The following is a 25,319-nucleotide window of genomic DNA, read 5'->3' on the forward strand; positions in this document are numbered from 1 at the left end:
TCATCGAGGGGCTGCCCCTAGCGTGGGCGGGCGCGGGGCCCCCGCCCCGCCCCCCCGCCGGGGGCGGGCGGGGGGGGCGGGGGGGCGCCCGGGGGGGGGGGGGGGCCGCCGCCGTCGTCGGAGAGGAGCGCCTCAGGCCTCGGTCAGACCCGCCACCAGCTCGTCCGCCGCACGGTACGGGTCCAGGTCGCCCGCGACGATCCGCTCGGCCAGGGCGCTCAGCCGCCGGTCGCCGTGCAGGTCGCCGATCCGTTCGCGCAGGGCCGTGACCGCGATGGTCTCCACCTCGCGGGCCGCCCGGGCCAGCCGGCGCTCGGCCAGCACCCCGTGCTCCTCCATCCAGGCGCGGTGCTTCTCCAGCGCCTCCACGACCTCGTCGACGCCCTCGCCGCGCGCCGCCACCGTCTTCACGATGGGCGGGCGCCAGTCGCCCGGGGCGCGGGCCTCCCCGAGGCCCAGCATGTGGTTCAGCTCCCGGGCGGTCGCGTCCGCGCCGTCCCGGTCCGCCTTGTTGACCACGTACACGTCGCCGATCTCCAGGATGCCGGCCTTGGCCGCCTGGATGCCGTCACCCATGCCCGGGGCCAGCAGCACCACCGAGGTGTCCGCCTGGGAGGCGATCTCCACCTCCGACTGGCCGACGCCGACCGTCTCGACCAGGATCACGTCGCAGCCCGCCGCGTCCAGCACCCGGATCGCCTGCGGGGCGGCCCAGGCCAGGCCGCCGAGGTGGCCGCGCGTCGCCATGGACCGGATGTACACACCGGGGTCGGAGGCGTGCTCCGACATCCGCACCCGGTCGCCGAGCAGCGCGCCGCCGGAGAACGGCGACGAGGGGTCGACGGCCAGGACGCCGACCCGCCGGCCCTGCTTGCGGTACGCCGTCACCAGCGCCGACGTGGAGGTCGACTTGCCCACGCCGGGCGAGCCGGTCAGGCCGACGACGTAGGCGTTGCCGGTGAGCGGCGCCAGCGCCGCCATGACCTCCCTCAGTTGCGGGGACGCCCCCTCCACCAGGGAGATCAGCCGGGCCACGGCCCGCGGCCGGCCTTCCCTGGCCTGGGCCACCAGAGAGGAGACGTCCTGCATCACAACTCCGATCACGAGGAAGACGTACGGGAATCAGGCCTTGGGGACCCGGACGATCAGGGCGTCGCCCTGGCCGCCGCCACCGCACAGGGCGGCCGCGCCCACGCCGCCACCCCGGCGCTTCAGCTCCAGGGCCAGGTGCAGCACGAGACGGGCGCCGGACATGCCGATCGGGTGACCCAGGGCGATGGCGCCGCCGTTGACGTTCACCTTTTCCGTGGACACGCCGAGGTCCTTCATTGACTGCACGGCGACGGCGGCGAAGGCCTCGTTGATCTCGATCAGGTCCAGGTCGGCGACCTCCAGGCCCTCCTTCTTCAGGGCGTGCAGGATCGCGTTGGACGGCTGGGACTGCAGGGAGTTGTCCGGGCCCGCCACGTTGCCGTGGGCGCCGATCTCGGCGATCCAGTCCAGGCCCAGCTCCTGCGCCTTGGCCTTGCTCATGACGACCACGGCCGCCGCGCCGTCCGAGATCTGCGAGGAGGAGCCGGCCGTGATCGTGCCGTCCTTGGCGAAGGCCGGACGCAGCTTGCCGAGGCTCTCCGCCGTGGTGTCGCCGCGGATGCCCTCGTCCTTGCTGAACAGGACCGGGTCGCCCTTGCGCTGCGGGATCTCGACCGGGGTGATCTCGGCCTCGAAGACGCCGTTCTTCTGGGCGGCGGCGGCGCGCTGGTGCGACAGGGCGGCGATCTCGTCCTGCTCCGGGCGGGCGATGCCCAGGCGCGTGTTGTGCTTCTCCGTCGACTCGCCCATGGCGACGTTCTCGAAGGAGTCGGTCAGACCGTCGTACGCCATCGCGTCCAGCATCTGGACCGCGCCGTACTTGAAGCCCTCGCGGGACTTCGGCAGCAGGTGGGGCGCGTTGGTCATGGACTCCTGGCCGCCCGCGACGACGATGTCGAACTCACCCGCGCGGATCAGCTGGTCGGCCAGCGCGATGGCGTCGAGGCCGGACAGGCACACCTTGTTGATGGTGAGCGCCGGGACGTTCATCGGGATGCCGGCCTTCACCGCGGCCTGGCGCGCCGGGATCTGCCCCGCCCCGGCCTGCAGCACCTGGCCCATGATGACGTACTGGACCTGGTCGCCCCCGATCCCCGCACGGTCGAGGGCGGCCTTGATCGCGAAGCCGCCGAGGTCGGCTCCGGAGAAGGACTTGAGCGAGCCCAGCAGGCGTCCCATGGGCGTCCGCGCGCCCGCGACGATCACTGAGCTGTTCGTTCCAGAAGACATGAGCTGGATCCCCTTACCGGCCTGCACAGCCGAGGAGTGAACGAGGGTTTACTTCGAATGTACTGAGGGGTAGTCCGCCCCGTCATCGGGCCGCCGGTGTGATCGCGCGCACGTTGCGTAACCACCTCCGGAGCGCTGCACTGAATTCATGCTGACGCGAATCGACCACATCGGGATCGCCTGCCACGACCTCGACGCCACCGTCGAGTTCTACCGTGCCACCTACGGCTTCGAGGTGTTCCACACCGAAGTCAACGAGGAGCAGGGCGTGCGGGAGGCCATGCTCAAGATCAACGAGACGTCCGACGGCGGCGCCTCCTACCTCCAGCTCCTCGAACCGACCCGCGAGGACTCCACCGTCGCGAAGTGGCTGGCCAAGAACGGCGAGGGCGTCCACCACATCGCCTTCGGCACGGCGGACGTCGACGCCGACGCCGCGGACATCCGCGACAAGGGCGTACGCGTTCTGTACGAGGAGCCCCGACGCGGCTCCATGGGGTCACGGATCACCTTCCTGCACCCCAAGGACTGCCACGGCGTCCTGACAGAACTGGTCACTTCGGCGCCTGTTGAGTCGGCTGAGCACTGACCCTCGTACATAAGGGCCGGTAGGGTTGGGGGCGGTCGTCCCCGAAACAGGGACGACCGCTTTCCGGGGTCCGGTTTTCGGGGGACGAGCGTCGGGGCAGCAGCCCGTGCTCCGCCGTTGATCTGACACCATTCCCCGGGGGCCCCGTTCGGCGGATGGACGGAGCTCGTTTGGAGAAGCTTGCGACCAGGGGACGGATGGGACCGCGCAGTGCGGGGCTACGAACGCCAGGAGCGAGAGCCGGCGGCTGACGTCGACCACCTCTCTCGGTTCGAGGCCGAGATGGAGCGGCTGAAGACCGGGCGGGAAAAGGCGATCCAGCACGCCGAGGACCTCGGCTACCAGGTCGAGGTGCTGCGCGCCAAGCTGCACGAGGCGCGGCGCACCATCATGACCCGGCCCGCCTACGACAGCGCGGACATCGGCTACCAGGCCGAGCAGCTGCTGCGGAACGCGCAGATGCAGGCCGACCAGATCCGCGCCGACGCCGAGCGCGAGCTGAGCCAGGCCCGGGCGCAGACCCAGCGCATCCTCCAGGAACACGCCGAGAACGCGGCCCGGCTCCAGGCGGAGCTGCACCAGGAGGCGGTCACCCGCCGCCAGCAGCTCGACCAGGAGCTCGCCGAGCGCCGGCAGACCGTCGAGTCGCACGTCAACGAGAACGTGGCGTGGGCCGAGCAGCTGCGCTCCCGCACCGAGCAGCAGGCCCGCCGCCTCCTCGACGAGTCCCGCGCCGAGGCCGAGCAGGCGATGGCCGCCGCCCGTGCCGAGGCCGAGCGGCTCGCCTCCGAGGCCCGCCAGCGGCTGCAGAGCGACGCCGAGGCGGCCCGCGCGGAGGCCGAGCAGATCCTGCGCCGCGCCCGCACGGACGCCGAGCGACTGCTCAACGCCGCCTCCACGCAGGCCCAGGAGGCCACCGACCACGCCGAGCAGCTGCGCTCCTCCACCGCCACCGAGTCGGACGCCGCCCGCCGTCAGGCCGCCGAGCTGAGCCGGACCGCCGAGCAGCGGATGGCCGAGGCGGAGCAGGCACTGCGCGAGGCGCGCAGCGAGTCCGAGAAGCTGGTCGCCGAGGCCAAGGAGGCCGCGGCCAAGGCCCTGTCCGCCGCCGAGTCGGCCAACGAGCAGCGCACCCGGACCGCGAAGGAGCAGGTCGCCCGGCTGGTCGAGGAGGCCACCAAGGAGGCGGAGAACACCCGCTCCGACGCCGAGCAGCTGGTCGCCGACGCCCGCGCCGAGGCCGAGAAGATCGTCGCGGCGGCCGCCGAGAAGGCCCGCACGATCACCGCCGAGGAGAGCGCCACCCAGCTGTCCAAGGCGGCCAAGACCGCCGAGGACGTCCTCAACAAGGCCTCGGAGGAGGCCAAGAACACCACCAAGGCCGCCGCCGAGGAGGCCGAGCGGATCCGCACCGAGGCCGAGGCCGAGGCGGACCGGCTGCGCGCCGAGGCGCACGACATCGCCGCGCAGCTGAAGGGCGCGGCCAAGGACGACACCAAGGAGTACCGCGCCAAGACGGTCGAGCTGCAGGAGGAGGCCCGCCGGCTGCGCGGCGACGCCGAGCAGCTGCGCGCCGACGCGGTCGCCGAGGGCGAGCGGATCCGCGCCGAGGCCCGGCGCGAGGCGGTCCAGCAGATCGAGGAGGCGGCCAAGTCCGCCGAGGAGCTGCTGGCGAAGGCCAAGGCCGACGCCGACGAGCTGCGCGGCACCGCCCAGACCGACAGCGAGAAGGTCCGCACCGAGGCCATCGAGCGGGCCACCACCCTGCGCCGTCAGGCCGAGGAGACCCTGGAGCGCACCCGCAAGGAGGCCGAGCGGCTGCGCGCCGAGGCGACCGAGCAGGCCGAGTCCATCCGTGACGAAGCCGAGCGGGCCGCGGGCGAGCTGCGCGAGGAGACCGAGCGGGCCCTGACCGCCCGGCAGGGCGAGGCCTCCCGGGAACTGACCCGGCTGCACACCGAGGCCGAGCAGCGGCTCGCCGCCGCCGAGCAGGCGCTGACCGACGCCCGTGAGGAGGCCGCGCGGATCCGCCGCGAGGCCGCCGAGGAGGCCGACCGGCTGCGCGGCGAGGCCGCCGAGCGCATCCGCACGCTCCGGCAGCAGGCGGAGGAGGAGGCCGCCCGGCTGCGCACCGAGGCCGCCTCCGACGCCTCCGCCTCCCGAGCCGAGGGCGAGGCCGTCGCCGTGCGCCTGCGCTCGGAGGCCGCCGCCGAGGCCGAGCGGCTCAAGGCCGAGGCCCAGGACACCGCCGACCGGGTCCGCGCGGAGGCGCAGGCCGCCGCCGAGCGCCTGGGCGCCGAGGCGTCCGAGACGCTGGCCGCCGCGCAGGAGGAGGCCGCCCGGCGCCGCCGCGAGGCCGAGGAACTGCTCGGCGCGGCGCGGCAGGAGGCCGACCAGGAGCGGGAGCGGGCCCGCGAGCAGAGCGAGGAACTGCTGGCCTCCGCGCGCAAGCGGGTGGAGGAGGCGCAGGCCGAGGCCACCCGTCTGGTGGAGGAGGCCGACCGGCGCGCCGGCGAGATGGTGTCCGCCGCCGAGCAGCACGCGCAGCAGGTGCGGGACTCCGTCGCCGGGCTGCACGAGCAGGCGCAGGAGGAGATCACCGGTCTGCGCTCCGCCGCCGAGCACGCGGCGGACCGCACCCGGCGGGAGGCCGAGGAGGAGGCCGACCGGGTCCGCGCCGACGCCTACGCGGAGCGGGAGCGGGCCGGCGAGGACGCGGGCCGGCTGCGGCGCGAGGCGCACGAGGAGACCGCGGCCGCCAAGGCGCTCGCGGAGCACACCGTGTCCGAGGCGCTCGCCGAGGCGGAGCGGATCCGCGCGGACGTCTCCGAGCACGCCCGGCGGCTGCGCACCGAGGCCTCCGACACCCTCGCGCAGGCCGAGCAGGACGCCACGCGCACCCGCGCGGAGGCCCGCGACGACGCCAACCGGATGCGGTCGGACGCGGCGACGCAGGCGGACACGCTGATCTCCGAGGCGCGGGGCGAGGCCGAGCGGCTCCAGACGGAGACCGTGGCGGAGGCCGACCGGGTGCGTGCCGATGCGATCGCCCGGGCCGAGAAGCTGATCGCGGACGCCACCGGGGACGCGGAGCGGCTGCGCGCCGAGGCCGCGGAGACCGTCGGCTCCGCGCGGACGCACGCCGAGCGGGTCCGTGCCGAGTCCGGGCGGGTCAGGGCCGACGCGGAGGCCGAGGCCGAACGGCTGGTGGCGGCGGCCCGCGAGGAGGCGGAGCGGACGCTGGACGAGGCCCGCAAGGACGCCAACAAGCGGCGTTCGGAGGCGGCCGAGCAGGTCGACACGCTCATCACCGAGACCACGGCCGAGGCCGACAAGCTGCTCACCGAGGCCCAGCAGAGCGCGGTGAAGACCAAGGCGGACGCGGAGTCCCAGGCGGACACCATGGTGGGCGCGGCCCGCAAGGAGGCCGACCGGATCCTGTCCGAGGCGACCGTCGAGGGTAACGGGCTGGTGGAGAAGGCCCGTACGGACGCGGACGAACTGCTCGTCGGCGCCCGGCGGGACGCCACCGCCATCCGGGAGCGCGCGGAGGAGCTGCGCGACCGCCTCACCACCGAGATCGAGGAGTTGCACGAGCGCGCCCGCCGCGAGTCCGCCGAGACGATGAAGTCGGCCGGCGACCGGTGCGACGCGCTCATCAAGGCCGCCGAGGAGCAGCTGGCCAAGGCGCAGGCGAAGGCCAGGGAGATCGTCTCGGAGGCCAACTCCGAGGCGGGCAAGGTGCGTATCGCCGCGGTCAAGAAGGCCGAGGGCCTGCTCAAGGAGGCCGAGCAGAAGAAGTCGGCGCTCGTGAAGGAGGCCGAGGAGCTCAAGGCCGAGGCGATCCGCGAGGCGCGGCGCACGGTCGAGGAGGGCAAGCGCGAGCTGGAGATCCTGGTGCGGCGCCGCGAGGACATCAATACCGAGATCTCCCGTGTCCAGGACGTCCTGGAGGCGTTGGAGTCTTTCGAGGCCCCGGCGGGTGGCAAGGACAGCGGTGTCAAGGCGGGAGCCGCGGTGGGCGCCCCACGATCGGGTGGCAAGTCGTCGGAGAACTAGCGCCGGTGGTGGTTTGCGTGTCTTCTGGGGCCCTTTGACCGGTTCTCGCGCAAGCCGTCCGGCGGTCAGCCACCCAAAAGAGGTGTCATTCTCCAGATCAAACGCGTATCCGCTCGATGACACGCCGCTAAGGCGCCTAGGATTCCACCTATCACCTCACCGGTCTCATTCGACAGGAACCCCATGAGCGACACTTCCCCCTACGGCTTCGAGCTTGTGCGGCGTGGGTACGACCGCGCTCAGGTGGACGAACGCATCTCCAAGCTCGTCTCCGACCGTGACAGCGCACTCGCCCGCATCACCGCTCTGGAGAAGCGCATCGAGGAGCTCCACCTCGAAACGCAGAACGCCCAGGCCCAGGTCACCGACGCCGAGCCGTCGTACGCGGGTCTCGGCGCGCGGGTCGAGAAGATCCTCCGCCTCGCCGAGGAGGAGGCGAAGGACCTGCGGGACGAGGCCCGGCGCGCGGCCGAGCAGCACCGTGAGCTCGCCGAGTCGGCGGCCCAGCAGGTGCGCAACGACGCGGAGTCGTTCGCCGCGGAGCGCAAGGCCAAAGCCGAGGACGAGGGCGTCCGGATCGTCGAGAAGGCCAAGGGCGAGGCCGCCCAGCTGCGCAGCGACGCCCAGAAGGACGCGCAGTCCAAGCGCGAGGAGGCGGACGCCCTCTTCGAGGAGACCCGCGCCAAGGCCGCGCAGGCCGCCGCCGACTTCGAGACGAACCTCGCCAAGCGCCGCGAGCAGTCCGAGCGCGACCTGGCCTCCCGTCAGGCCAAGGCCGAGAAGCGGCTCGCGGAGATCGAGCACCGCGCCGAGCAGCTGCGCCTGGAGGCCGAGAAGCTGCGCACGGACGCCGAGCGCCGCGCCCGCCAGACGGTGGAGACCGCCCAGCGCCAGGCCGAGGACATCGTGGCCGACGCCAACGCCAAGGCCGACCGGATCCGTTCCGAGTCCGAGCGTGAGCTCGCCGCGCTGACCAACCGCCGCGACTCCATCAACGCCCAGCTGACGAACGTGCGCGAGATGCTGGCGACCCTCACGGGTGCCGCGGTGGCCGCCGCGGGCACGCCCGCCGAGGACGAGCCGATCTCCCGCGGCGTCCCGGCCCAGCAGACCCGGTGACACCGTCCCGCACAGCGGGCTGAACTTCGCGGAGCCCCCCGCCACTGAAGTGGCGGGGGGCTTCGTGCCGTTCTAGCGTGGCCGCATGATCGAGCTCGACGGGCTGACCAAGCGGTACGGCGGGAAACTGGCGGTCGACGACCTCACCTTCACCGTCCGGCCGGGCACCGTCACGGGCTTCCTCGGCCCCAACGGCGCCGGGAAGTCCACCACCATGCGGATGATCCTGGGCCTGGACCACCCGACGGCCGGGGACGTCCGCATCGACGGCCGGCCCTACCACCGGCTGCGGGATCCGCTGACGTCCATCGGCGCCCTGCTCGACGCCAAGTCCGTGCACGGCGGGCGCACCGCCTTCCACCATCTGCTGTGCCTCGCCCAGAGCAATGGCATCCCCACCGCCCGGGTGCACGAGGTGCTCGACACGGTCGGCCTCACCGCGGTCGCGCGGAAGAAGGCGAAGGGCTTCTCGCTCGGCATGAGCCAGCGGCTCGGCATCGCCGGGGCGCTCCTCGGCGACCCGCGCATCCTCATGTTCGACGAGCCGGTCAACGGCCTGGATCCCGAGGGCATCCACTGGATCCGCGGCCTGATGAGATCGCTGGCCGCCCAGGGCCGTACGGTCTTCGTCTCCTCCCATCTGATGAGCGAGATGGCGCTGACCGCCGACCACCTGGTCGTCATCGGGCAGGGACGGCTGCTGGCCGACACCTCCATGTCCGAGTTCATCGAGCGCAACTCCCACTCCTTCGTGCGCATCCGCACCCCGGAGCGCGAGCGGCTGCTGGACGCTCTGCACGGGGCCGGGATCACGGCGGTCGAGACCGGGGGCGGCCTGCTGGAGGTGGACGGCGGCAAGCCGGAGCACATCGGCGAGCTGGCCGCGCGGCACCACGTCGTGCTGCACGAGCTGAGTGTTCGGCAGTCCTCGCTGGAGGAGGCGTTCATGCGGCTCACCGCCGGATCGGTGGAGTACCACGCGCACGCGGAGACACCCGGCCCTGCGTGGGGCGGCGACTGGCAGACGGAGGGCTGAGGCATGGCGGCGACCCAGGTGATCCGGTCCGAGTGGACGAAGATCCGGTCGGTGGCCTCCACGGTGTGGACGCTGTCCCTGGCCGTGGTCGTCACCGTCGCCCTCGGCATGCTGATCTCGGCCCTGTCGAAGAACGAGTCCGGCCGGATGGGCCCGCGGGACCGGACCGTCCTCGACCCGACCTACGTCAGCTTCGCGGGCATGACGCTCGGGCAGCTCGCGATGATCGTGTTCGGGGTGCTGGTGGTGTCCAACGAGTACAGCACCGGCACGATCCGCCCGTCGCTGGCCGCCGTGCCGCGGCGCGGGACCTTCCTCTTCAGCAAGGTGGCGGTCGCCGCCGGCCTCGCGCTGGTGGTCGGGATGGCCACCAGCTTCGCCGCGTTCTTCCTCGGGCAGACGGTTCTCGGCCCGCTGCGGACGTCGCTGGGAGACCCCGGGGTGCTGCGGGCGGTGATCGGCGGCGGCCTCTACATGACCCTGATCGCGGTGTTCTCGATGGGGGTCGCCGCGATGCTGCGCTCGCCGATGCTGTCGCTGGGCATCCTGATGCCGTTCTTCTTCCTCGTCTCCAACATCCTCGGGAACGTGTCGGCGACGAAGAAGGTCGGCCAGTTCCTGCCGGACCAGGCGGGCAGCCGGATCCTCCAGGTGGTCCCCCCGGCCGGCGACGACACCCCGTACGGGCCCTGGGGCGGCCTCGGCATCATGGTGCTGTGGGTGGCCGCGTCCCTCGCCGGCGCCTACGCGCTGCTGCGGAAGCGGGACGCCTAGGTCCTGGCCTGTTCACCCCGGTGCTTTTTACTCGTCCTTGAGGGGAACCGCGGGCTCCCCGATATCCTCCTAACCCTTACGGGGGCGTGGCCCCGCTGTCCTGAACCTTCCGATGGGTGCGGAGCATGATCGAGGCAGTCGGCCTGACCAAGCGCTATGGCGACAAGACCGCCGTGTACAACCTCTCCTTCCAGGTGAGGCCCGGTGCCGTCACCGGCTTCCTGGGGCCGAACGGCTCGGGCAAGTCGACGACCATGCGGATGGTCCTCGGCCTGGACAACCCCACCGCGGGCACGGTGACGATCGGCGGTCACCCCTACCGCGACCTGCCCAACGCCCCCCGCCAGGTCGGCGCCCTGCTGGACGCCAAGGCCGTGCACGGCGGCCGGTCCGCCCGCAACCACCTGCTGTCCCTGGCCCAGCTCTCGGGCATCCCGGCCCGGCGCGTCGACGAGGTGCTGGGCGTGGTCGGGCTGCAGGACGTGGCCGGAAAGCGGTCCAAGGGCTTCTCCCTCGGCATGGGCCAGCGGCTCGGCATCGCCGCGGCCCTGCTGGGCGATCCGCAGGTGCTGCTGTTCGACGAGCCGGTGAACGGTCTCGACCCCGAGGGCATCCTGTGGGTGCGGAATCTGATGAAGTCGCTGGCGGCCGAGGGACGGACCGTGTTCGTCTCCAGTCACCTCATGAGCGAGATGGCGCTGACCGCCGACCACCTCATCGTCATCGGACGCGGGCAGCTGCTCGCCGACATGAGCGTGCGGGAGTTCATCTCCGCCAACTCCGCGGGCTTCGCGCGGGTGCGCACCCCCGACGCCGAGCCGCAGCAGCGGGAGAAGCTGACCTCGGCGCTGACCGAGGCGGGCGGGCACGTCCTGCCGGAGCAGGACGGCGCGCTGCGGGTCACGGGACTGCCGCTGCCCCGCATCAGCGACATCGCGCACGACAGCGACGTACGGCTGTGGGAGCTGTCGCCGCATCAGGCCTCCCTGGAGGAGGCGTACATGCGGATGACGCAGGCGGCCGTCGACTACCGCTCCACCATCGACCAGAAGGCGGGGCTGATGCAGCCGCTGCCGCCCGGCGCCGAGCCGCCGATGCCGGTGCCGGGACAGGGCCAGCCCGGCTGGTACGCCCCGCCGCCGCCCCGGCAGGGAGGACAGCCGTTCGCGCCGCCGCAGGAGCAGGCCGGCGCGCCGGCGGCCGGTCCCCACGACGCTCCCGCCGACCCGACCAAGCCCGAGGACGCCCGATGAGCTCGCCCCAGACCCCGACGCCGCAGGCCGGGCCCGCCTGGCAGCAGGCGGCCGTTCCTCCCCCGCCCGGTTACACCTCGCCGATCCCGGTCGTGCCCACGCACCTCGGGCACGCCGTCGCCTCGGAGTGGACCAAGATCAAATCGGTGCGCTCCACCATGTGGACGCTCGGGGTGTTCGTGGTCCTCATGATCGGCCTCGGCCTGCTCTTCGCGGTCATCGTCGCCGCCTCGGACGCGCACCTGGGAGGGGAGGCGCCCCTCGGCCTGGGCATCGGCGGAGTCCTGACCGGCAGCATCTGCATGATCACACTCGGCGTGCTGACCACCGCCTCGGAGTACGGCACCGGGATGATCCGCACGACCATGACGGCCTGCCCCAGCCGCACCCGGGTGCTGCTGGCGAAGGCGATCGTGTTCTTCGGCGTCGCCTTCGTGGTCACCACGGTCTCCGCCGCGCTCGTCGGCCTGCTCCAGACGTCGATGCTGGCGAGCAACGGCCTGGCCCATCCCACCGCGGCACAGTGGCTGAAAGGAACGGTCGGCATCGGCCTGTACGTCGCGCTGCTCGGGCTGCTGTCGCTGTTGATCGGCTCGATCGTCCGGCACTCGGCCGGCGCCATCACGATCATGATCGGTCTGCTGCTGGCCCCGCTGGTCATCGCGATGTTCCTGTTCGCGGACTCCCTGCGGGACCTGCAGAAGTTCCTGCTGGAGTACTCGATCCCGAGTCAGCTCAGCGTCCTGTACGGCGAATCCCTGAACGGCTCGGGCCCCACCGGCCTGGACCCGCTGTGGATCATCACGGCCGTGACGGCCGTCGCCTTCGCCGGCGCCTGGGCGCTGCTGCAGAAGCGGGACGTCTGACCCGTAGCTCAGAACCGCGGCGCGTTACGGGACCGCCGCACCCGTGTGGTGCGGCGGTCCTTCGCGTTCCAGCAGGCCTTGTGCCAGTGCCGGCGGTCGTCCACGCCCGCGTGTTCGGGCCAGGCCACCACGTGCGGAACGCCGGAGGCGATCAGCTGGTCGCAGCCCGGGCAGCGGTAGGTCTTGCCCTGCGCGCTCGCGCCCGCCACATGCCGCACGCTCCACTCCTCGCCCTGCCAGCTCTCCGAGGACTGCCAGCCGCCGTAGCGGCCCACCGGGTCGTCCTCGGCGCTCCGGCCGGACGAGCCGGACGAGCCGTACCCCTTGGATCGGTTGCGACGCGGGGACACAGGACACCTCTCGGAGCGGTACGGGGAGCACGGGTCCCGTCCAGCCTACGCGGCGCCCGGAGGGGTACGCGTACGGCGCCGAGGGCGCCGATCTCCCGCATCTCCCCTTCCTGGGCGGCCCATTCCGCAGACAATCCGCATATCTCTTCGCCAGGCCGTGTCCTCGGCACGTGTCGACCGGTTATGCCGGGTGGGGGAGCTCCGTGTCGGAGCCGAGGAAGCAGGAAATGCGATGCGCGTAGGAAGTTTCGTGTTGGCGGCCCAGTTCCCGGGCCAGGGCCAGGGGGAGGCGCTGCACCGGGCGGTCCGCTCCGCCGAGGTCGCCGAGGAGGCCGGGCTCGACTCGGTCTGGCTGGCCGAGCACCACTTCGTGCCCTACGGCACGTGTCCGTCCGCCGTCACCCTGGCCGCGCTGCTGCTCGGCCGCACCCGCCGTCTGCGGGTGGGCACGGCGGTCAGTGTGCTGCCCACCGCCCACCCGGTCGCGCTCGGCGAACAGGCCGCGCTGCTGCACGTGACGAGCGGCGGCCGGTTCTCGCTGGGGGTGGGACGCGGCGGCCCGTGGGTGGACCTGGAGGTCTTCGGGACGGGCCTGCGGGCGTACGAGGATGGGTTCCCGGAATCACTCGATCTGCTGGTGCGCTGGCTGCGCGAGTCCACCGTGTCCGCCTCGGGGGAACGATTCACCTTCCGTGAGGTCCCCGTGGTCCCCCGCCCCTCGGAGGCCCTCACCGAGGTGGCGGGCCCCGAGGTCGTGGTCGCCTGCACCTCCCCCGCGAGCGTCCGGCTGGCCGCCGAGCGCGGGCTGCCGATGCTGCTCGGCATGCACGTCGGCGACGAGGAGAAGGCCGAGATGGTCGCCCTGTGGCAGCGGTGCGCGCGGGAAGCGGGGCGGCCGGCGGACGAGGTCCGGGGCGCCGCCCATGTCTCGGCAGGCGTCTGCCAGATCGCGGACCGGCGCACCGACGCGGTGGAGACGCTGACGAAGGCGATGCCCGGCTGGCTGAGGCAGGGGCTGGACGCCCATGTCACGGTGGACGGCCGCTCCCGCCGGATGCGCGACCCGCTGGCGTACACCGAACTCCTCTGCGGGCTGCACCCGGTGGGCACCCCACGGCTGTGCGCGGACCGACTCGCGGCGACCTCCGAGCGGACCGGAATCTCCCGCTTCGCCCTGCTCGTCGAGGGCTCCGGCGACCTGGCGGCCACGGAGGAGAACGTACGGCGGCTCGGCGCCGAGGTACTGCCCCACCTGGGCTGAGCGGGTCGCGTCGCGGGATGGCTTGCCGCCCCGTCACTCCATGCACCTCCCGCGGAAGGAGCGGCAAGCAGGCGACCTACTGCGTCAGCAGTCCCGGAATTCCGGCGACTGGTTGAGCAGCTGGCTGCGCACCGACGTGAAGCGGTTCAGCGTCTCGTCGGCCGAGGCGTCCAGCGGGAACACCGCCACCCGGTGGCAGTTCTGGAAGGCCAGCCGCACACCGAAGTGCCGCTGCAGCGCACCGCGTATGGCGTCACTCGCGAGCGCACGCAGCAGCTGACCGCGTGCCTGCTCGTCCGGCGGGGGCGTCTGGTTGTCGGCGAACACCGCGCCGTCCACCTTCAGCTGGGCCACCAGGGAGCTGATCATCTCCCATGCGTAGGGCAGGGAGGTCCGGACGCAGTCGACGAAGGCAGCTTCGTCGACCTCGCCTCGCTCGGCCTGTTCGAGTAGGGCCGGTGAGACGTCGAGCGACATGGGTTCTCCTCTCGCACCCCCGAACAACAGGGGTTGCCGGACAGATAAGGGAGTGCGCAATACCGAACACGTTGTGTACACATATCGCGACCTCCCGTTCACTACGGTAGGCAACAGAGCGGGGGCCCACCAGGCGAATGCACGTACAGGCCAGGCCGGTTGGGCACACAATCGGCCACGAGTGAACACGGGTTATCCAGGGAAAAAAGGGGCGACCCCGAGGGCCGCCCCGGCCGCCCGCGGGGCGCGGAGGACCGGGTGCTTCGCGCGCACCGCCCCCGGTCGAGTAGCGTTGCCGACCATGCGTCTCGTCATTGCCCGATGCTCCGTCGACTACGCGGGCCGGCTCACCGCCCACCTGCCGTCAGCGCCCCGTCTGATCCTGGTGAAGGCGGACGGCAGCGTCTCGATCCACGCGGACGACCGCGCCTACAAGCCCCTGAACTGGATGTCGCCTCCCTGCACGCTGAAGGAGGGCGTGGACGCCGAGGACGGCGTCTGGACCGTCGTCAACAAAGCGGGCGAGAAGCTCATCATCACGATGGAGGAAGTCCTCCACGACTCCTCGCACGAACTCGGCGTGGACCCCGGGCTGATCAAGGACGGCGTGGAAGCGCACCTGCAGGAGCTGCTCGCCGACCGCATCGAGACCCTCGGCGAGGGCTACACGCTGATCCGCCGCGAGTACATGACGGCCATCGGCCCGGTCGACATCCTGTGCCGGGACGCCGACGGGCAGACCGTCGCGGTGGAGATCAAGCGACGCGGTGAGATCGACGGCGTGGAGCAGCTCACCCGCTATCTGGAGTTGTTGAACCGCGACCCGCATCTGGCCCCGGTCCGCGGAGTCTTCGCCGCGCAGGAGATCAAGCCGCAGGCCCGCGTCCTGGCGACCGACCGCGGCATCGGCTGCCAGGTCCTGGACTACGACGCGCTGCGGGGCATCGAGGACGACAAGCTGCGCCTTTTCTGAGCGGGCCGCCGCTCTACGGCCCTGGGGCCGGCCCGCCGCACGGCGCCGGGCCCGGGCCCGGGCCCGGGGCCGGGGCCGGGGCCGTCCCACGGCACCGAAGTCGGGTCCGTCCCACGGCATCGGGGTCCGGGTCCGTGCACGGACCCGGACCCCGATGCGGGTGCTGGAGCGCGGACGTCAGATCACCGCGTCGCCCGAACCGCTCGGGGAGACGGCGGCACTGCCCTCGGGGGCACCCACCGATGAGCTGGACGTGGCCGGGGCGCTCGAGGACGCCGGCCCGCCGGCCGAGTTCGTCGTCGACGGGCTGGTCGTGGACGACTGGCTCGGCGACGGCGACGGCGAGGTGCTCGTGGACGGCGACGTGCTCGGCTTCGGGGACTTCGACGTCGACGTGCTCGGCTTGGGGGACGTCGACGACCCCGGGGCCGAGGACTTCGACGGGGAGGCCGACGCACCGCCGCCCGGCTTCCGCGTCCCGGTCGGGTCGTCCGACGGGCGGGCCCGCCCGGCCGGCGGGGCCGGGTCGTCGGTCGTGCCGTATGAGCCGTCGGGGCCCGGATCCGTCGGGCGGCTGGTCGCCGTACCCGTGTCCGCGTTGCCGGCGTCGCCCTGCGCAGGCGTGGCGGCGCCCAGGCCCCCGTCGTCCACGCCCTGACTGACCGACGGGTTGACGTCGACCTTGCCGGAGGGGTCGTTGGCGTCGTTGTGGGAGGTGGCGCCGAGCGTCACCACGGTGCCGAGGACGGCGGCGAGCAGCGCGCCCGCACCGACCGCCACCAGGTTGCGCCGGGCGACGCCCTTGACGCCCGTCCCGCCCTTCGTCGCGCCCGGCGCGGCCGCGGCGTACGAGGAGGACCCGCCCGGCGACGGCGAGCGGAACGTCACCAGCGACGCGTCGTCGCGGGGCGGCTGGAGCGCCGGGAAGGGCGCGGGGACACCGCCGGCAGGCGACGCCGACTCCTCGGAGCGCGCGTCGGACACCTCCTCGCCCGCCGTCGCGGCCAGGCCCAGCAAGGGCAGACCCAGCGCCGTACCGGAGCGGTCGGCGACCAGGGCGAGGGCGCGGCGGCCGGCGACCGTGCCGCGCTTGTCGGCGAGGGCGCCGCGCAGCCCGATGGAGGCCTCCAGCTCGGCCCGGGCCCGGTCCAGCCGGCCCTCGCAGAGCGCGAGGACTCCCAACTCGTGGTGGAAATAGGCCTGTTCGGCGACCTCTCCGGCGAGCCGGGAGGCCTCGGCACCGGCGCGCAGCGCCCGCTCCCAGGCACTCCAGTGCAGCCCCGCGGCGAACGCGGGCGCGGCCGTGCGGGCCAGTCGTACGGCGATGCTCGGCTCGTCCTCGTCGGCCGAGGGGGATCCGGCCGACGGGGACCCGGTCTCCTCGAAGGAGGCCGAGGGCCTCGGGGAGGTCACCGGCACCAGGACGCCCAGCGCGGCGAGCACGGCGTCCGCCTCGGCGGACACCCGCTCGGGGGCGACGGAGGGGTGTCCGGCCCACCAGGCGTAGTGGCGGGCGGCGGCGAGGGCCTGCTCCTCGATGTCGTCGGCGTACCCGGCGGCCTCCAGCTGGGTCAGCACCCCGGCGGCGAGCCGGTAGCGGGAGCCGACCGGGGAGACCAGGCCGCAGCGCGCGAGCTCCCCGAGCGCGGCGTCCGCGTGGGTGTCGCCGACCAGCGCGGGCAGGTGCGCCTGGTGCGGCACCTCGCCGCCGAGCGCGACGGCGAACCGCAGCGTGGCGCGGGCCGAGGCGCTCAGCCGGGCGGCGAGCAGCGGGGCGGCCGCGGCGGCCTGCCCGACCGAGGGCAGCGGCACGTCGTCGCCGTCGCCGCCGTCGACCGGGGCGTCGGCGGGCGGAGCGTCCTCGAAGACGCCGAACTCGTCGACGGCGTTCGTGGCGGCCCGCAGCTGGTCGTGCTGGCGCAGCAGGGCGCCGGCCTGGACGAAGCGCAGCGGCAGGCCCTCGGACTCGAACCAGAGGTCACCCGCCCAGTTCGACTCCTCCTCGGTGAGCACGCGGCCGACGGCGCGCTCCAGCAGCTCGACGCCGCCCGCCCGGTCGAGTCCGCCGAGGACGACCTCCTCGACGGCCGCTTCGGCGGACGGCGCGGGCACGTCCGGGGTGGCGCCGAGCAGGAAGGCGCACTCGGGGGTGGCCTCGAAGAGCTCGTCCAGCGCGGCGCCGCCGAACTCGACGTCGTCGACGACGACGACCGCGCCGATCTCGCGGACGCAGTCGAGCAGTTCGTCGCGGCCGGGCCGCTGCAGGGGTGCGTCGTGGACGGCGGAGAACAGGTCGTCCAGCAGGTCGCCCACCGTGCGGCGGAAGCCGGAGAGGCGGACGACGCCGTCGGGGGCGAGGTCCCCGCAGTCGTCGGCCACGAGGTCGAGGAGGCTGGTGCGGCCGGACCCTGCGGGGCCGGTGAGGCGCACGGAGCGGCCGCGGGCGAGCAGCCGGACCAGTTGCTCGCGCTCGTCCTGGCGCTCCAGGAGGGCGAGCGGGGGCTGCGTGGGGCCGGCCGGGACGGGCGGCCTGGCCGCGCGCTCGATCTCCTCGCGCTCGGCGGAGGTGTACTTCCGCGGCCGGTTCGGGCGTTCTCCGGGCGGACAGGCCTCGATCTCGCTACCGTCTACGGGGTTGACGGTGAGCAGGAAGTCGCCGGTGACGAGCCGCACCGTGCGCACCTGTGCGGGTGGCGCGTGCTGACCGAAATCGGATGCGAGGGATTCCCTGGGCGGGCGCTGGCGCGGCGCGTGGCCGTCGCCGTCGTGGCCCATGCCCTCGGGTCCCCGGGTGATCGGGTCCATAGGTTCCAAGCCCCCCAAAAGCGTCGTGTGCTCTGCAAGCCCTCCCGGCCGTTTTCGCACACCGCGCTGTCGCTTCTGGTCCGGGCCCGCTCGAGGGTTGCTAGGCGCGGGCAGCCGAACCCTAAACCTTGGCACAGTATCTACGACAGCCCGGGGTACCGCGCGGTCCGAGACGTCACGGTCTCGTGAGGATTGCACGTCACGTACGTTTCGCTGACCTGCGCCCGGGTCTCCCCCGTCGCCCGGTTCACACCCGTGCGAGCGCCTCGCGCGGCGACCCTCACGGGACCTGCACACGCGACGGCGCCCGGTTCACACGCGGGGCAGGGACTCCACACCGATACCGCCCTCGATGGCCAGGATCCGGTGCAGCCGGGTGGCCACCAGCAGGCGCTGCATCTGCGGCGGGACCCTCCGCAGCACCAGCCGCCGGCCGCAGCGGCCGGCCCGCCGGTGGGCACCCATGATCACGCCGAGCCCGGTGGCGTCCCAGGAGTCCAGCTCGGACAGATCGAGCACCAGGTCTCCGACGCCGTCGTCGACGGCCGAGTGCAGGACCGTACGGGCGTCCGCCGCGCTGCGGACGTCGAGGCGCCCCCCGACGACCAGCTCGGCGTGGTCGCCCCTGATGTACATATGCGCTCCCCGAGAGTGCGGTGGCTGGCTGCTCCATGACGGTGGCTGTGCAACGTCTGACTGCTTCCGTGGCAGTGCGGTTGCTGCTTGTAAGCGAACCGATACCGAATTCACCCTGAAGGGTGAGACGGCGGAGTCTGGGGCGGTCTCAGTGCTTGTAGAAGCCCTGCCCGCTCTTGCGCCCGATGTCACCGGCGTCAACCATCCGGCGCATCAGCTCCGGCGGAGCGAACTTCTCGTCCTGGGTCTCGGTGTAGATGTTGCCGGTGGCGTGCAGCAGGATGTCGACGCCGGTGAGGTCCGCGGTGGCGAGCGGGCCCATGGCGTGCCCGAAGCCGAGCCGGCAGGCCAGGTCGATGTCCTCGGCGGTGGCGACGCCCGACTCGTACAGCTTCGTCGCCTCGACGACGAGGGCCGAGATCAGACGGGTCGTCACGAAGCCGGCCACGTCCCTGTTGACGACGATGCAGGTCTTGCCGACCGACTCGGCGAACTCCCGTGCGGTGGCCAGGGTTTCGTCGCTGGTCTTGTAGCCGCGGACGAGTTCGACGAGCTGCATCATCGGCACCGGCGAGAAGAAGTGCACGCCGACGACCCGCTCCGGGTGCTCGGTGGCCGCCGCGATCTTGGTGATCGGGATGGCGGAGGTGTTGGAGGCGAGCACGGCGTCCGGCCGCACGATCTTGTCGAGGGCGCGGAAGATCTCGTGCTTGATCTCGAGCTTCTCGAAGACGGCCTCGACGACGACGTCGGCGTCGGCGGCCGCGTCCAGGTCGGTGGTCGCCGTGATGCGGGCGAGGGCGGTGTCGGCGTCGTGCGCCTCCATCTTGCCCTTGCTCACGAACTTGTCGTACGAGGCCTTGATGCCGTCGGTGCCGCGCCTGAGCGCCTCGTCGGTCACGTCCCGCAGGACGACGTCCCAGCCCGCCTGCGCGGAGACCTGGGCGATGCCGGACCCCATGAGACCGGCCCCGATGACGGCGAGCTTCCGTGCCACTCCGACTCCCCTTTGAACGACTGCGCGAGCGCTTACAGGCTGTTTACGTAGCCTCTCGGCGGACATTAGCGCTCACCGGCTGCCTTGAGGACCGTAAGTAATGCGTGTCACTGTCTCAGGGCCTGAGACACCCGTCACGTCCCAATCGTCCGCACTGGCCCGCGTGTTGCGGCCGCTCAAATACGCCGGGGAGCCGGTGCCGGGAGGCATCCGCGAGGGGGGCGTCTACGCTGGTCACATGGTCAATCTGACGCGCATCTACACCAGGACAGGCGACAAGGGCACGACCGCTCTCGGCGACATGAGCCGGGTCGCCAAGACCGATCTGCGAATCGCCGCGTACGCCGACGCCAACGAGGCGAACGCGGTGATCGGCACGGCGATCGCGCTCGGCGCGCTCGACGAGGAGGTCGTCAAGGTCCTCACCCGCGTGCAGAACGATCTGTTCGACGTGGGCGCGGACCTGTCGACGCCCGTGGTGGAGAACCCCGAGTTCCCGCCGCTGCGGGTCGAGCAGTTCTACGTCGACCGCCTGGAGGCGGACTGCGACCGCTTCAACGAGCGGCTGGAGAAGCTGCGCTCCTTCATCCTCCCCGGCGGCACCCCCGGCGCGGCCCTGCTCCACCAGGCGTGCACCGTCGTCCGCCGCGCGGAGCGCTCCACCTGGGCAGCGCTGGAGGCGCACGGCGAGGTGATGAACCCGCTGACGGCGACCTACCTCAACCGTCTGTCCGACCTGCTGTTCATCCTCGCGCGCACGGCGAACAAGGACACCGGGGACGTGCTGTGGGTGCCGGGCGGGGAGCGCTGAGCTCGCCCCGCCCGGTCGTGGCCCGGAACGGTCCCGGGGTCAGCGGTCCGCGTCGCTCGTCGCGTCCGAGTCCGCCGCCGCCACCGCGGACTCGGCGGTGTCCACCTTCTTCTCCATGTCGGCGTAGCCCGGAGGCGCGCCGGCGGAGGCGGGCGCCGAGGGCGTGCCCGTCGCGGTGGTCGCCGCGGGAGCGGTGGACGGACCCGCCGCGGGCCCGGTGGCGGCGTGACGAGCGCATCCGGCGGTGAGGGCCGCGAGCAGGGCAGCCGCTGCGGCCGCCGCCCGCCGGGCGCGCAGCCGGGCGCGCATCAGCCCGCCGCCTTGCCTGTTCCGGTGTCCTCGCCGTTCGCCCGGCACCACGTCTTCACCGCGGTCAGGTCCTTCTGCCGCTTTTCCAGGTTGGTCCGCAACGACGTGCGGAAGTCCAGGCGGTCCTGGAGATAGGTGGCGATCTCCGTGTGGCCGGCCGTCTTCGCGTTGTCGACGCGCTTCTGCAGGCGGGCCACTGAGCCGCGCGTGCCGGCTCCGGCGTCGAGCCGCTTCAGGGCCCGGTCGATTCGCCGGTCCAGCCTGGGCACCCGCTTGCACAGCGCCTGCGCCCCGTCGCCGGTGGGCGCGGGCGTGGGACTGCCGTCGGCGGCGGCCGCCGCGGTGGTGCCCGCCAGGACCGCCGTCACCGCGAGCCCGGTGAGCAGCGTGCGCATCCGTCGTGGTGCGTGCATCTGTCCGTCCTCCGTTGCGTTGCCGGGCGGCCCGCCGTCGGCCCGCCCGTTCGTCACGTCGGAGGCTAGGGACGGTCTTTGGGGAAACTCTGTGACCGGTTCGCCCCGGCTGTACCGATCAGCCAGTCCCGCCGGCCGGGCAGCGCACCGCTGCCCGAGGGCAGCCGTACCTCGAAGCGGGTCCCGGTGCCGCCGGGCCTGTCCGTCACGGTGACGCTCCCCCGGTGCAGCGCCGCCTGCTGGGCGACGAGGGTGAGCCCGAGTCCGGAGCCCGCGCTGTCCGGACCGCGCCGAAACCGTTCGAAGATCCGGGCGCGGAAGTCGGCGGGTACGCCGGGGCCGTGGTCGTCCACCGTGATCACTACCTGGTCCCCCGTGCCGCGCACGTCGACCGCGACCCGGGCCCGGCCGTGCGGATCGCGGCCATGGGTGAGGGCGTTGCCGAGCAGGTTGTCCAGCAGCAGCCGCAGGCCCTGTTCCCAGCCGTGCACGGTCAGGCCGGGCGGGGCGGCCAGGGTGATCCCGGCGTCCGGGGCGCGGCGCCGTGCCTCGGCCACGGCAGCGTCGGCGGCCTCGGAGACGTCGACGCTCCCGAACGCCTCCGCCTCCACCAGGTCCCCGCGCCCCAGTTCGCGCAGCATCACCAGCAGGCCGAGCAGCCGGGCGTGCTCGTGGCGCAGGTCGGTGAGGACCTCGGTGCGGTCCGGTTCGGGCAGCCGCGGATGGTCGGCGAGGATGTCGAGGTTGGTTCCCATGCTCATCAGCGGGGTGCGCAGTTCGTGGGCGGCGGCCGCGGAGAAGGAGCGGGCCGTGTCGAGGGCCTCGGCGGTACGGGCGGCCTGTTCGTCGTAGCGGGCGAGGACGGTGCGCAGGGTGGCGGCAAGTTCGTCGACCTCGGTCACACCGGTCGGCCGGTGGCCGAGGCGGGCGGCGGAGGTGCGCGGGTCGAGTCCGGCGGTACGGCGGGTGAGCCGACGCAGGGGCGCGCTCGCGCCGGTGGCCATGCCCCAGGCGATCAGGCCGGACAGCGGCGCGGCGAGCAGTGCGGTGAAGGCCACCCGGTGCCGCACGGAGCGGAGTTGGGCGCGGTCGGCGGTTTCCGGGGAGAACACCCACAGGGTGCCCGCGACGGCCGGTCCCCGCAACGGCCGGGACAGCGCCCGCCATTCGCGGCCGCCGGAGCGGACGGTGACCGGTCCCGCGGCCCGGTCGGGCAGGCGTACCGAGGTGCCGGGCTGGGGTCCGCCGCTGAAGGTGGCGTCCGGTCCGACGACGCGTACGCCCACGTCGAGGGCGGCGCTGAACAATTGCCGCTCCCTGCTGTCGGCGACCCTGGGGCGGCCGCTCGCCGTGGCCCGCAGCAGGGCGCGGGCGTCCTGGGCGACGGCGGCGGCCCGCTGCCGCAGATGCTCGTCCTGTGCGCTCCGCAGGTCGCGGGCGACCAGGTGCAACAGCAGCCAGCCGGAGGCCAGCACCAGGAGCGGGACGGTGCAGCCCACCGTGAGGCCGACGCGGGTGGAGAGCCTCACGGCGTGTCCCGCAGAACGAAGCCCACCCCGCGCACCGTGTGCACCAGCCGAGGACGCCCGTCCGCCTCCAGCTTGCGCCGCAGATAGCTCACGAAGGTGTCGACGGTGTCGGTGCGCACCTCGAAGTCGTAGCCCCAGACCCGTTCCAGGAGCTGGTCGCGGGTGAGGACCAATCCGGCGTTGCGGGCGAGGACCTCCAGGAGTTCGAACTCGCGCCGGGTCAGCTCCAGGGGGCGGCCGTCCCGTTCGGCGGTGCGGGCCGCCGGATCGATCACCAGGGACGCCACGCGCAGCACCTCCCGGCCGGTGGGCGGCCGGCGGCGCAGCAGCGCCTGGAGCCGCAGCACCAGTTCCTGCAGGGCGAACGGCTTGACCAGGTAGTCGTCGCCGCCCGCCTGGAGTCCGGCGATGCGATCGGCGGTCTCGTCGAGCGCGGAGAGCATGAGCACGGGCAGGTCCTGGCCGTCGTCGCGAAGCCGGGCGCACAGCTCGATACCGCTCATGCCCGGCATCGACACGTCCAGGACGAGCACGTCCGGCGGGGCCTCGCCGATGGCGGCGAGCGCCTCGGTCCCGCCGGCCGCGGTGCGCACCGCGAAGCCGCTCAGCCGCAGCCCGCGCTCCAGCGAGCGGCGGATCGCCGCGTCGTCGTCGACGACCAGTACCGCTCCGGGACGTGTCCCCCCACCCATGCGCCCTCCCTCGTCGCCTGGTGAGGGTACGCCCCCGTTCCGCCAAGCGGGCGCCGCGGAACAGGAGTTGGTGATCAGGCCCGCCACCAGGGTAGTGGTCCAGACCTATTGACCTATGGTCCAGACCTTTCTATTCTCGCGGCACTGCGGGCCTGATGGCTCAGTCATGCCCCCACCCACTCCCCACCAAGGAGGCGCACCATGCGCTTCGGACACAGAGCCGCGGCAGGGCTCGCGAGCCTGCTGCTCCCGCTGGCCGGACTGGTCGGCCTCGCGGCCCCCGCCCAGGCGGCCGCGACCGCCACCGCCACCTACACCAAGAGCAGCGACTGGGGCACCGGCTTCGGCGGCCAGTGGACCGTCAAGAACACCGGTACCGGCACCATCAGTTCGTGGACCGTCGAGTGGGACTTCCCCGCCGGCACGTCCGTCACCTCCGCCTGGGACGCGGACGTCACCTCCTCCGGCACCCACTGGACCGCCCGGAACAAGTCCTACAACGGCTCCATCGCCCCCGGCGCCTCCGTCTCCTTCGGCTTCAACGGCGCCGGCTCCGGATCGCCCTCCAACTGCCGGCTCAACGGCGACAGCTGCGACGGCACCACCGTCCCCGGCGACGCGGCCCCCTCCGCCCCCGGCACCCCGACCGCCTCCGACGTCACCGACACCTCGGTGAAGCTCTCCTGGCCAGCGGCCACCGACGACAAGGGCGTCAAGAACTACGACGTCCTGCGCGACGGCACGAAGGTCGCCACCGTGACGACGACCTCGTACGGCGACACCGGCCTGACCGCGGGCACCGACTACTCCTACACCGTCCAGGCCCGCGACACCGCCGACCAGACCGGGCCGGTCAGCGCCGCGGTCGCCGTGCACACCACCGGTGGCGGCACCAATCCCCCGCCCGCCGGAGGCAAGGTCAAGCTCGGCTACTTCACCGAGTGGGGCATCTACGGCCGCAACTACAACGTCAAGAACCTGGTGACGTCGGGCTCGGCGTCGAAGATCACGCACATCAACTACGCCTTCGGCAACGTCACCGGCGGCAAGTGCGCGATCGGCGACTCCTACGCCGACTACGACAAGGCGTTCCCCGCCGACCAGTCGGTGAGCGGCGTGGCCGACACCTGGGACCAGCCGTTGCGCGGCAACTTCAACCAGCTGCGCGAGCTGAAGGCCAAGTACCCGAATCTGAAGGTGCTGTGGTCCTTCGGCGGCTGGACCTGGTCCGGCGGCTTCGCGGACGCGGCCAAGAACCCGGCCGCCTTCGCCCAGTCCTGCTACGACCTCGTCGAGGACCCGCGCTGGGCCGACGTGTTCGACGGCATCGACATCGACTGGGAGTACCCCAACGCCTGCGGCCTCACCTGCGACACCAGCGGGGCGGCGGCCTTCAGGAACGTGATGTCCGCGCTGCGCGCCAAGTTCGGCTCCTCCGCCCTGGTCACCGCGGCCACCACCGCCGACGGCTCCGACGGCGGCAAGATCGACGCCGCCGACTACGCCGGCGCCGCCCAGTACGTCGACTGGTACAACGTGATGACGTACGACTTCTTCGGCGCGTGGGACGCCAAGGGCCCGACCGCCCCGCACTCCCCGCTCACCTCGTACGCGGGCATCCCCAAGGCGGGCTTCACCACCGCCGACGCGATGGCCAAGTTCCGGGCGAAGGGCGTACCGGCGGGCAAGCTGCTCCTCGGCATCGGCTTCTACGGCCGCGGCTGGACCGGCGTCACCCAGGACGCCCCGGGCGGCACGGCCACGGGCCCGGCGGCCGGCACCTACGAGCAGGGCATCGAGGACTACAAGGTCCTCAAGACGTCCTGCCCGGCCACCGGCACGGTCGCGGGCACGGCGTACGCGCACTGCGGCGGCAACTGGTGGTCCTACGACACCCCGGCCACCATCGCCACCAAGATGGCGTGGGCCAGGACCCAGGGGCTGGGCGGCGCGTTCTTCTGGGAGTTCAGCGGCGACACCGGCAACGGTGAGCTGGTGAGCGCCATCGACAGCGGTCTGTCGTAGAGGGTTCCCTGCGCCGACGAGTG

At 72.8% G+C, this 25,319-nt stretch carries 22 protein-coding genes; 11 read left to right on the plus strand and 11 right to left on the minus strand.

Translation table 11 applies throughout. The features are described 5' to 3' along the window. Positions 1-132 precede the first annotated feature (132 nt). The gene (meaB, locus tag ACIPM1_RS29780) at positions 133-1,089 is read right to left on the minus strand and encodes a methylmalonyl Co-A mutase-associated GTPase MeaB (RefSeq protein ID WP_356195169.1); all 957 of its coding nucleotides are present in this window, start codon (positions 1,087-1,089) and stop codon (positions 133-135) included. A 33-nt stretch (positions 1,090-1,122) separates the two neighbouring features. After that, on the minus strand, positions 1,123-2,322 hold the full coding sequence (locus ACIPM1_RS29785; RefSeq protein ID WP_402439814.1) for an acetyl-CoA C-acetyltransferase: 1,200 nt from the start codon (positions 2,320-2,322) through the stop codon (positions 1,123-1,125). Between the two features lie 148 nt (positions 2,323-2,470). Here ACIPM1_RS29785 and mce point away from each other — a divergent pair, with 148 nt between their 5' ends. From mce to ACIPM1_RS29820, 7 genes are all read left to right on the plus strand, one after another. Beyond that, complete coding sequence (gene mce / locus ACIPM1_RS29790; protein ID WP_356195143.1) at positions 2,471-2,911, plus strand: methylmalonyl-CoA epimerase; 441 nt, start codon at positions 2,471-2,473, stop codon at positions 2,909-2,911. 210 nt (positions 2,912-3,121) lie between these two features. After that, on the plus strand, positions 3,122-6,970 hold the full coding sequence (scy, locus tag ACIPM1_RS29795) for a polarized growth protein Scy (protein ID WP_402439816.1): 3,849 nt from the start codon (positions 3,122-3,124) through the stop codon (positions 6,968-6,970). A 183-nt stretch (positions 6,971-7,153) separates the two neighbouring features. After that, positions 7,154-8,089, plus strand: coding sequence for a cellulose-binding protein (locus ACIPM1_RS29800; RefSeq protein WP_402439818.1), 936 nt, complete (start codon positions 7,154-7,156; stop codon positions 8,087-8,089). 85 nt (positions 8,090-8,174) lie between these two features. Then, the gene (locus ACIPM1_RS29805; protein ID WP_402439820.1) at positions 8,175-9,125 is read left to right on the plus strand and encodes an ABC transporter ATP-binding protein; all 951 of its coding nucleotides are present in this window, start codon (positions 8,175-8,177) and stop codon (positions 9,123-9,125) included. Between the two features lie 3 nt (positions 9,126-9,128). Further along, complete coding sequence (locus ACIPM1_RS29810; protein ID WP_402439822.1) at positions 9,129-9,899, plus strand: ABC transporter permease subunit; 771 nt, start codon at positions 9,129-9,131, stop codon at positions 9,897-9,899. Positions 9,900-10,024: 125 nt separating this feature from the next. After that, complete coding sequence (locus tag ACIPM1_RS29815) at positions 10,025-11,152, plus strand: ABC transporter ATP-binding protein (protein WP_402439824.1); 1,128 nt, start codon at positions 10,025-10,027, stop codon at positions 11,150-11,152. Continuing rightward, a complete protein-coding gene (locus ACIPM1_RS29820; protein ID WP_402439826.1) occupies positions 11,149-12,018 on the plus strand; it encodes an ABC transporter permease in 870 nt (289 codons plus the stop codon). The genes ACIPM1_RS29815 and ACIPM1_RS29820 overlap by 4 nt, the downstream gene beginning before the upstream one ends. 8 nt (positions 12,019-12,026) lie before the next feature. On the opposite strand, the gene ACIPM1_RS29825 is transcribed toward ACIPM1_RS29820, so the two are convergent. Next, entirely contained in the window at positions 12,027-12,368 is a 342-nt protein-coding gene (locus tag ACIPM1_RS29825; protein ID WP_402439828.1) for an ATP/GTP-binding protein, read from the minus strand. Between the two features lie 232 nt (positions 12,369-12,600). Here ACIPM1_RS29825 and ACIPM1_RS29830 point away from each other — a divergent pair, with 232 nt between their 5' ends. Continuing rightward, positions 12,601-13,629, plus strand: a complete 1,029-nt coding sequence (locus ACIPM1_RS29830) for an LLM class flavin-dependent oxidoreductase (protein ID WP_402439830.1) — start codon at positions 12,601-12,603, stop codon at positions 13,627-13,629. Between the two features lie 84 nt (positions 13,630-13,713). On the opposite strand, the gene ACIPM1_RS29835 is transcribed toward ACIPM1_RS29830, so the two are convergent. Then, a complete protein-coding gene (locus ACIPM1_RS29835) occupies positions 13,714-14,106 on the minus strand; it encodes an SCO5389 family protein (protein ID WP_356195164.1) in 393 nt (130 codons plus the stop codon). A 301-nt stretch (positions 14,107-14,407) separates the two neighbouring features. Between ACIPM1_RS29835 and nucS the strand changes: the two genes are divergently transcribed. Then, positions 14,408-15,079, plus strand: coding sequence for an endonuclease NucS (nucS, locus tag ACIPM1_RS29840; RefSeq protein ID WP_402439832.1), 672 nt, complete (start codon positions 14,408-14,410; stop codon positions 15,077-15,079). 177 nt (positions 15,080-15,256) lie between these two features. Here the strand turns inward: nucS and ACIPM1_RS29845 are convergent, their stop codons facing one another. The 3 genes from ACIPM1_RS29845 to ACIPM1_RS29855 form a co-directional block, all read right to left on the minus strand. Further along, positions 15,257-17,884: an ATP-binding protein gene (locus ACIPM1_RS29845; RefSeq protein ID WP_402439834.1), complete on the minus strand. Its 2,628-nt coding sequence runs from the start codon at positions 17,882-17,884 to the stop codon at positions 15,257-15,259. Positions 17,885-18,196: 312 nt separating this feature from the next. Beyond that, positions 18,197-18,520, minus strand: coding sequence for an STAS domain-containing protein (locus ACIPM1_RS29850; RefSeq protein WP_030596935.1), 324 nt, complete (start codon positions 18,518-18,520; stop codon positions 18,197-18,199). A gap of 148 nt (positions 18,521-18,668) precedes the next feature. Next, on the minus strand, positions 18,669-19,517 hold the full coding sequence (locus tag ACIPM1_RS29855; RefSeq protein WP_356192027.1) for a 3-hydroxyacyl-CoA dehydrogenase family protein: 849 nt from the start codon (positions 19,515-19,517) through the stop codon (positions 18,669-18,671). Positions 19,518-19,755: 238 nt separating this feature from the next. Here ACIPM1_RS29855 and ACIPM1_RS29860 point away from each other — a divergent pair, with 238 nt between their 5' ends. Further along, the gene (locus ACIPM1_RS29860; protein ID WP_402439837.1) at positions 19,756-20,328 is read left to right on the plus strand and encodes a cob(I)yrinic acid a,c-diamide adenosyltransferase; all 573 of its coding nucleotides are present in this window, start codon (positions 19,756-19,758) and stop codon (positions 20,326-20,328) included. A 39-nt stretch (positions 20,329-20,367) separates the two neighbouring features. On the opposite strand, the gene ACIPM1_RS29865 is transcribed toward ACIPM1_RS29860, so the two are convergent. From ACIPM1_RS29865 to ACIPM1_RS29880, 4 genes are all read right to left on the minus strand, one after another. Continuing rightward, positions 20,368-20,637: a hypothetical protein gene (locus ACIPM1_RS29865; RefSeq protein WP_402439839.1), complete on the minus strand. Its 270-nt coding sequence runs from the start codon at positions 20,635-20,637 to the stop codon at positions 20,368-20,370. Next, complete coding sequence (locus tag ACIPM1_RS29870; RefSeq protein ID WP_402439841.1) at positions 20,637-21,050, minus strand: hypothetical protein; 414 nt, start codon at positions 21,048-21,050, stop codon at positions 20,637-20,639. Before ACIPM1_RS29870 ends, ACIPM1_RS29865 begins: the two co-directional genes overlap by 1 nt. Before the next feature lie 65 nt (positions 21,051-21,115). Then, complete coding sequence (locus ACIPM1_RS29875; RefSeq protein ID WP_402439843.1) at positions 21,116-22,579, minus strand: ATP-binding protein; 1,464 nt, start codon at positions 22,577-22,579, stop codon at positions 21,116-21,118. Then, on the minus strand, positions 22,576-23,271 hold the full coding sequence (locus ACIPM1_RS29880; protein ID WP_402439845.1) for a response regulator transcription factor: 696 nt from the start codon (positions 23,269-23,271) through the stop codon (positions 22,576-22,578). The genes ACIPM1_RS29875 and ACIPM1_RS29880 overlap by 4 nt, the downstream gene beginning before the upstream one ends. 201 nt (positions 23,272-23,472) lie before the next feature. Here ACIPM1_RS29880 and ACIPM1_RS29885 point away from each other — a divergent pair, with 201 nt between their 5' ends. Beyond that, entirely contained in the window at positions 23,473-25,296 is a 1,824-nt protein-coding gene (locus ACIPM1_RS29885; RefSeq protein ID WP_402439847.1) for a glycosyl hydrolase family 18 protein, read from the plus strand. The last annotated feature ends 23 nt before the right edge of the window (positions 25,297-25,319 follow it).

This window comes from Streptomyces sp. NPDC086766, assembly GCF_044746005.1.
GTDB lineage: Bacteria > Actinomycetota > Actinomycetes > Streptomycetales > Streptomycetaceae > Streptomyces.

Excerpts from the sequence above, each read along its gene's own strand:
- ACIPM1_RS29815 (WP_402439824.1), top strand. The coding sequence starts at position 10,025 with ATGATCGAGGCAGTCGGCCTGACCAAGCGCTATGGCGACAAGACCGCC.
- ACIPM1_RS29835 (WP_356195164.1), bottom strand. The coding sequence starts at position 14,106 with ATGTCGCTCGACGTCTCACCGGCCCTACTCGAACAGGCCGAGCGAGGC.
- ACIPM1_RS29800 (WP_402439818.1), top strand. The coding sequence starts at position 7,154 with ATGAGCGACACTTCCCCCTACGGCTTCGAGCTTGTGCGGCGTGGGTAC.
- ACIPM1_RS29885 (WP_402439847.1), top strand. The coding sequence starts at position 23,473 with ATGCGCTTCGGACACAGAGCCGCGGCAGGGCTCGCGAGCCTGCTGCTC.
- nucS (WP_402439832.1), top strand. The coding sequence starts at position 14,408 with ATGCGTCTCGTCATTGCCCGATGCTCCGTCGACTACGCGGGCCGGCTC.
- ACIPM1_RS29820 (WP_402439826.1), top strand. The coding sequence starts at position 11,149 with ATGAGCTCGCCCCAGACCCCGACGCCGCAGGCCGGGCCCGCCTGGCAG.
- ACIPM1_RS29845 (WP_402439834.1), bottom strand. The coding sequence starts at position 17,884 with ATGGACCCGATCACCCGGGGACCCGAGGGCATGGGCCACGACGGCGAC.
- ACIPM1_RS29785 (WP_402439814.1), bottom strand. The coding sequence starts at position 2,322 with ATGTCTTCTGGAACGAACAGCTCAGTGATCGTCGCGGGCGCGCGGACG.
- ACIPM1_RS29805 (WP_402439820.1), top strand. The coding sequence starts at position 8,175 with ATGATCGAGCTCGACGGGCTGACCAAGCGGTACGGCGGGAAACTGGCG.
- ACIPM1_RS29865 (WP_402439839.1), bottom strand. The coding sequence starts at position 20,637 with ATGCGCGCCCGGCTGCGCGCCCGGCGGGCGGCGGCCGCAGCGGCTGCC.
- ACIPM1_RS29830 (WP_402439830.1), top strand. The coding sequence starts at position 12,601 with ATGCGCGTAGGAAGTTTCGTGTTGGCGGCCCAGTTCCCGGGCCAGGGC.
- ACIPM1_RS29850 (WP_030596935.1), bottom strand. The coding sequence starts at position 18,520 with ATGTACATCAGGGGCGACCACGCCGAGCTGGTCGTCGGGGGGCGCCTC.
- ACIPM1_RS29870 (WP_402439841.1), bottom strand. The coding sequence starts at position 21,050 with ATGCACGCACCACGACGGATGCGCACGCTGCTCACCGGGCTCGCGGTG.
- ACIPM1_RS29860 (WP_402439837.1), top strand. The coding sequence starts at position 19,756 with ATGGTCAATCTGACGCGCATCTACACCAGGACAGGCGACAAGGGCACG.
- ACIPM1_RS29880 (WP_402439845.1), bottom strand. The coding sequence starts at position 23,271 with ATGGGTGGGGGGACACGTCCCGGAGCGGTACTGGTCGTCGACGACGAC.
- ACIPM1_RS29810 (WP_402439822.1), top strand. The coding sequence starts at position 9,129 with ATGGCGGCGACCCAGGTGATCCGGTCCGAGTGGACGAAGATCCGGTCG.
- mce (WP_356195143.1), top strand. The coding sequence starts at position 2,471 with ATGCTGACGCGAATCGACCACATCGGGATCGCCTGCCACGACCTCGAC.
- meaB (WP_356195169.1), bottom strand. The coding sequence starts at position 1,089 with ATGCAGGACGTCTCCTCTCTGGTGGCCCAGGCCAGGGAAGGCCGGCCG.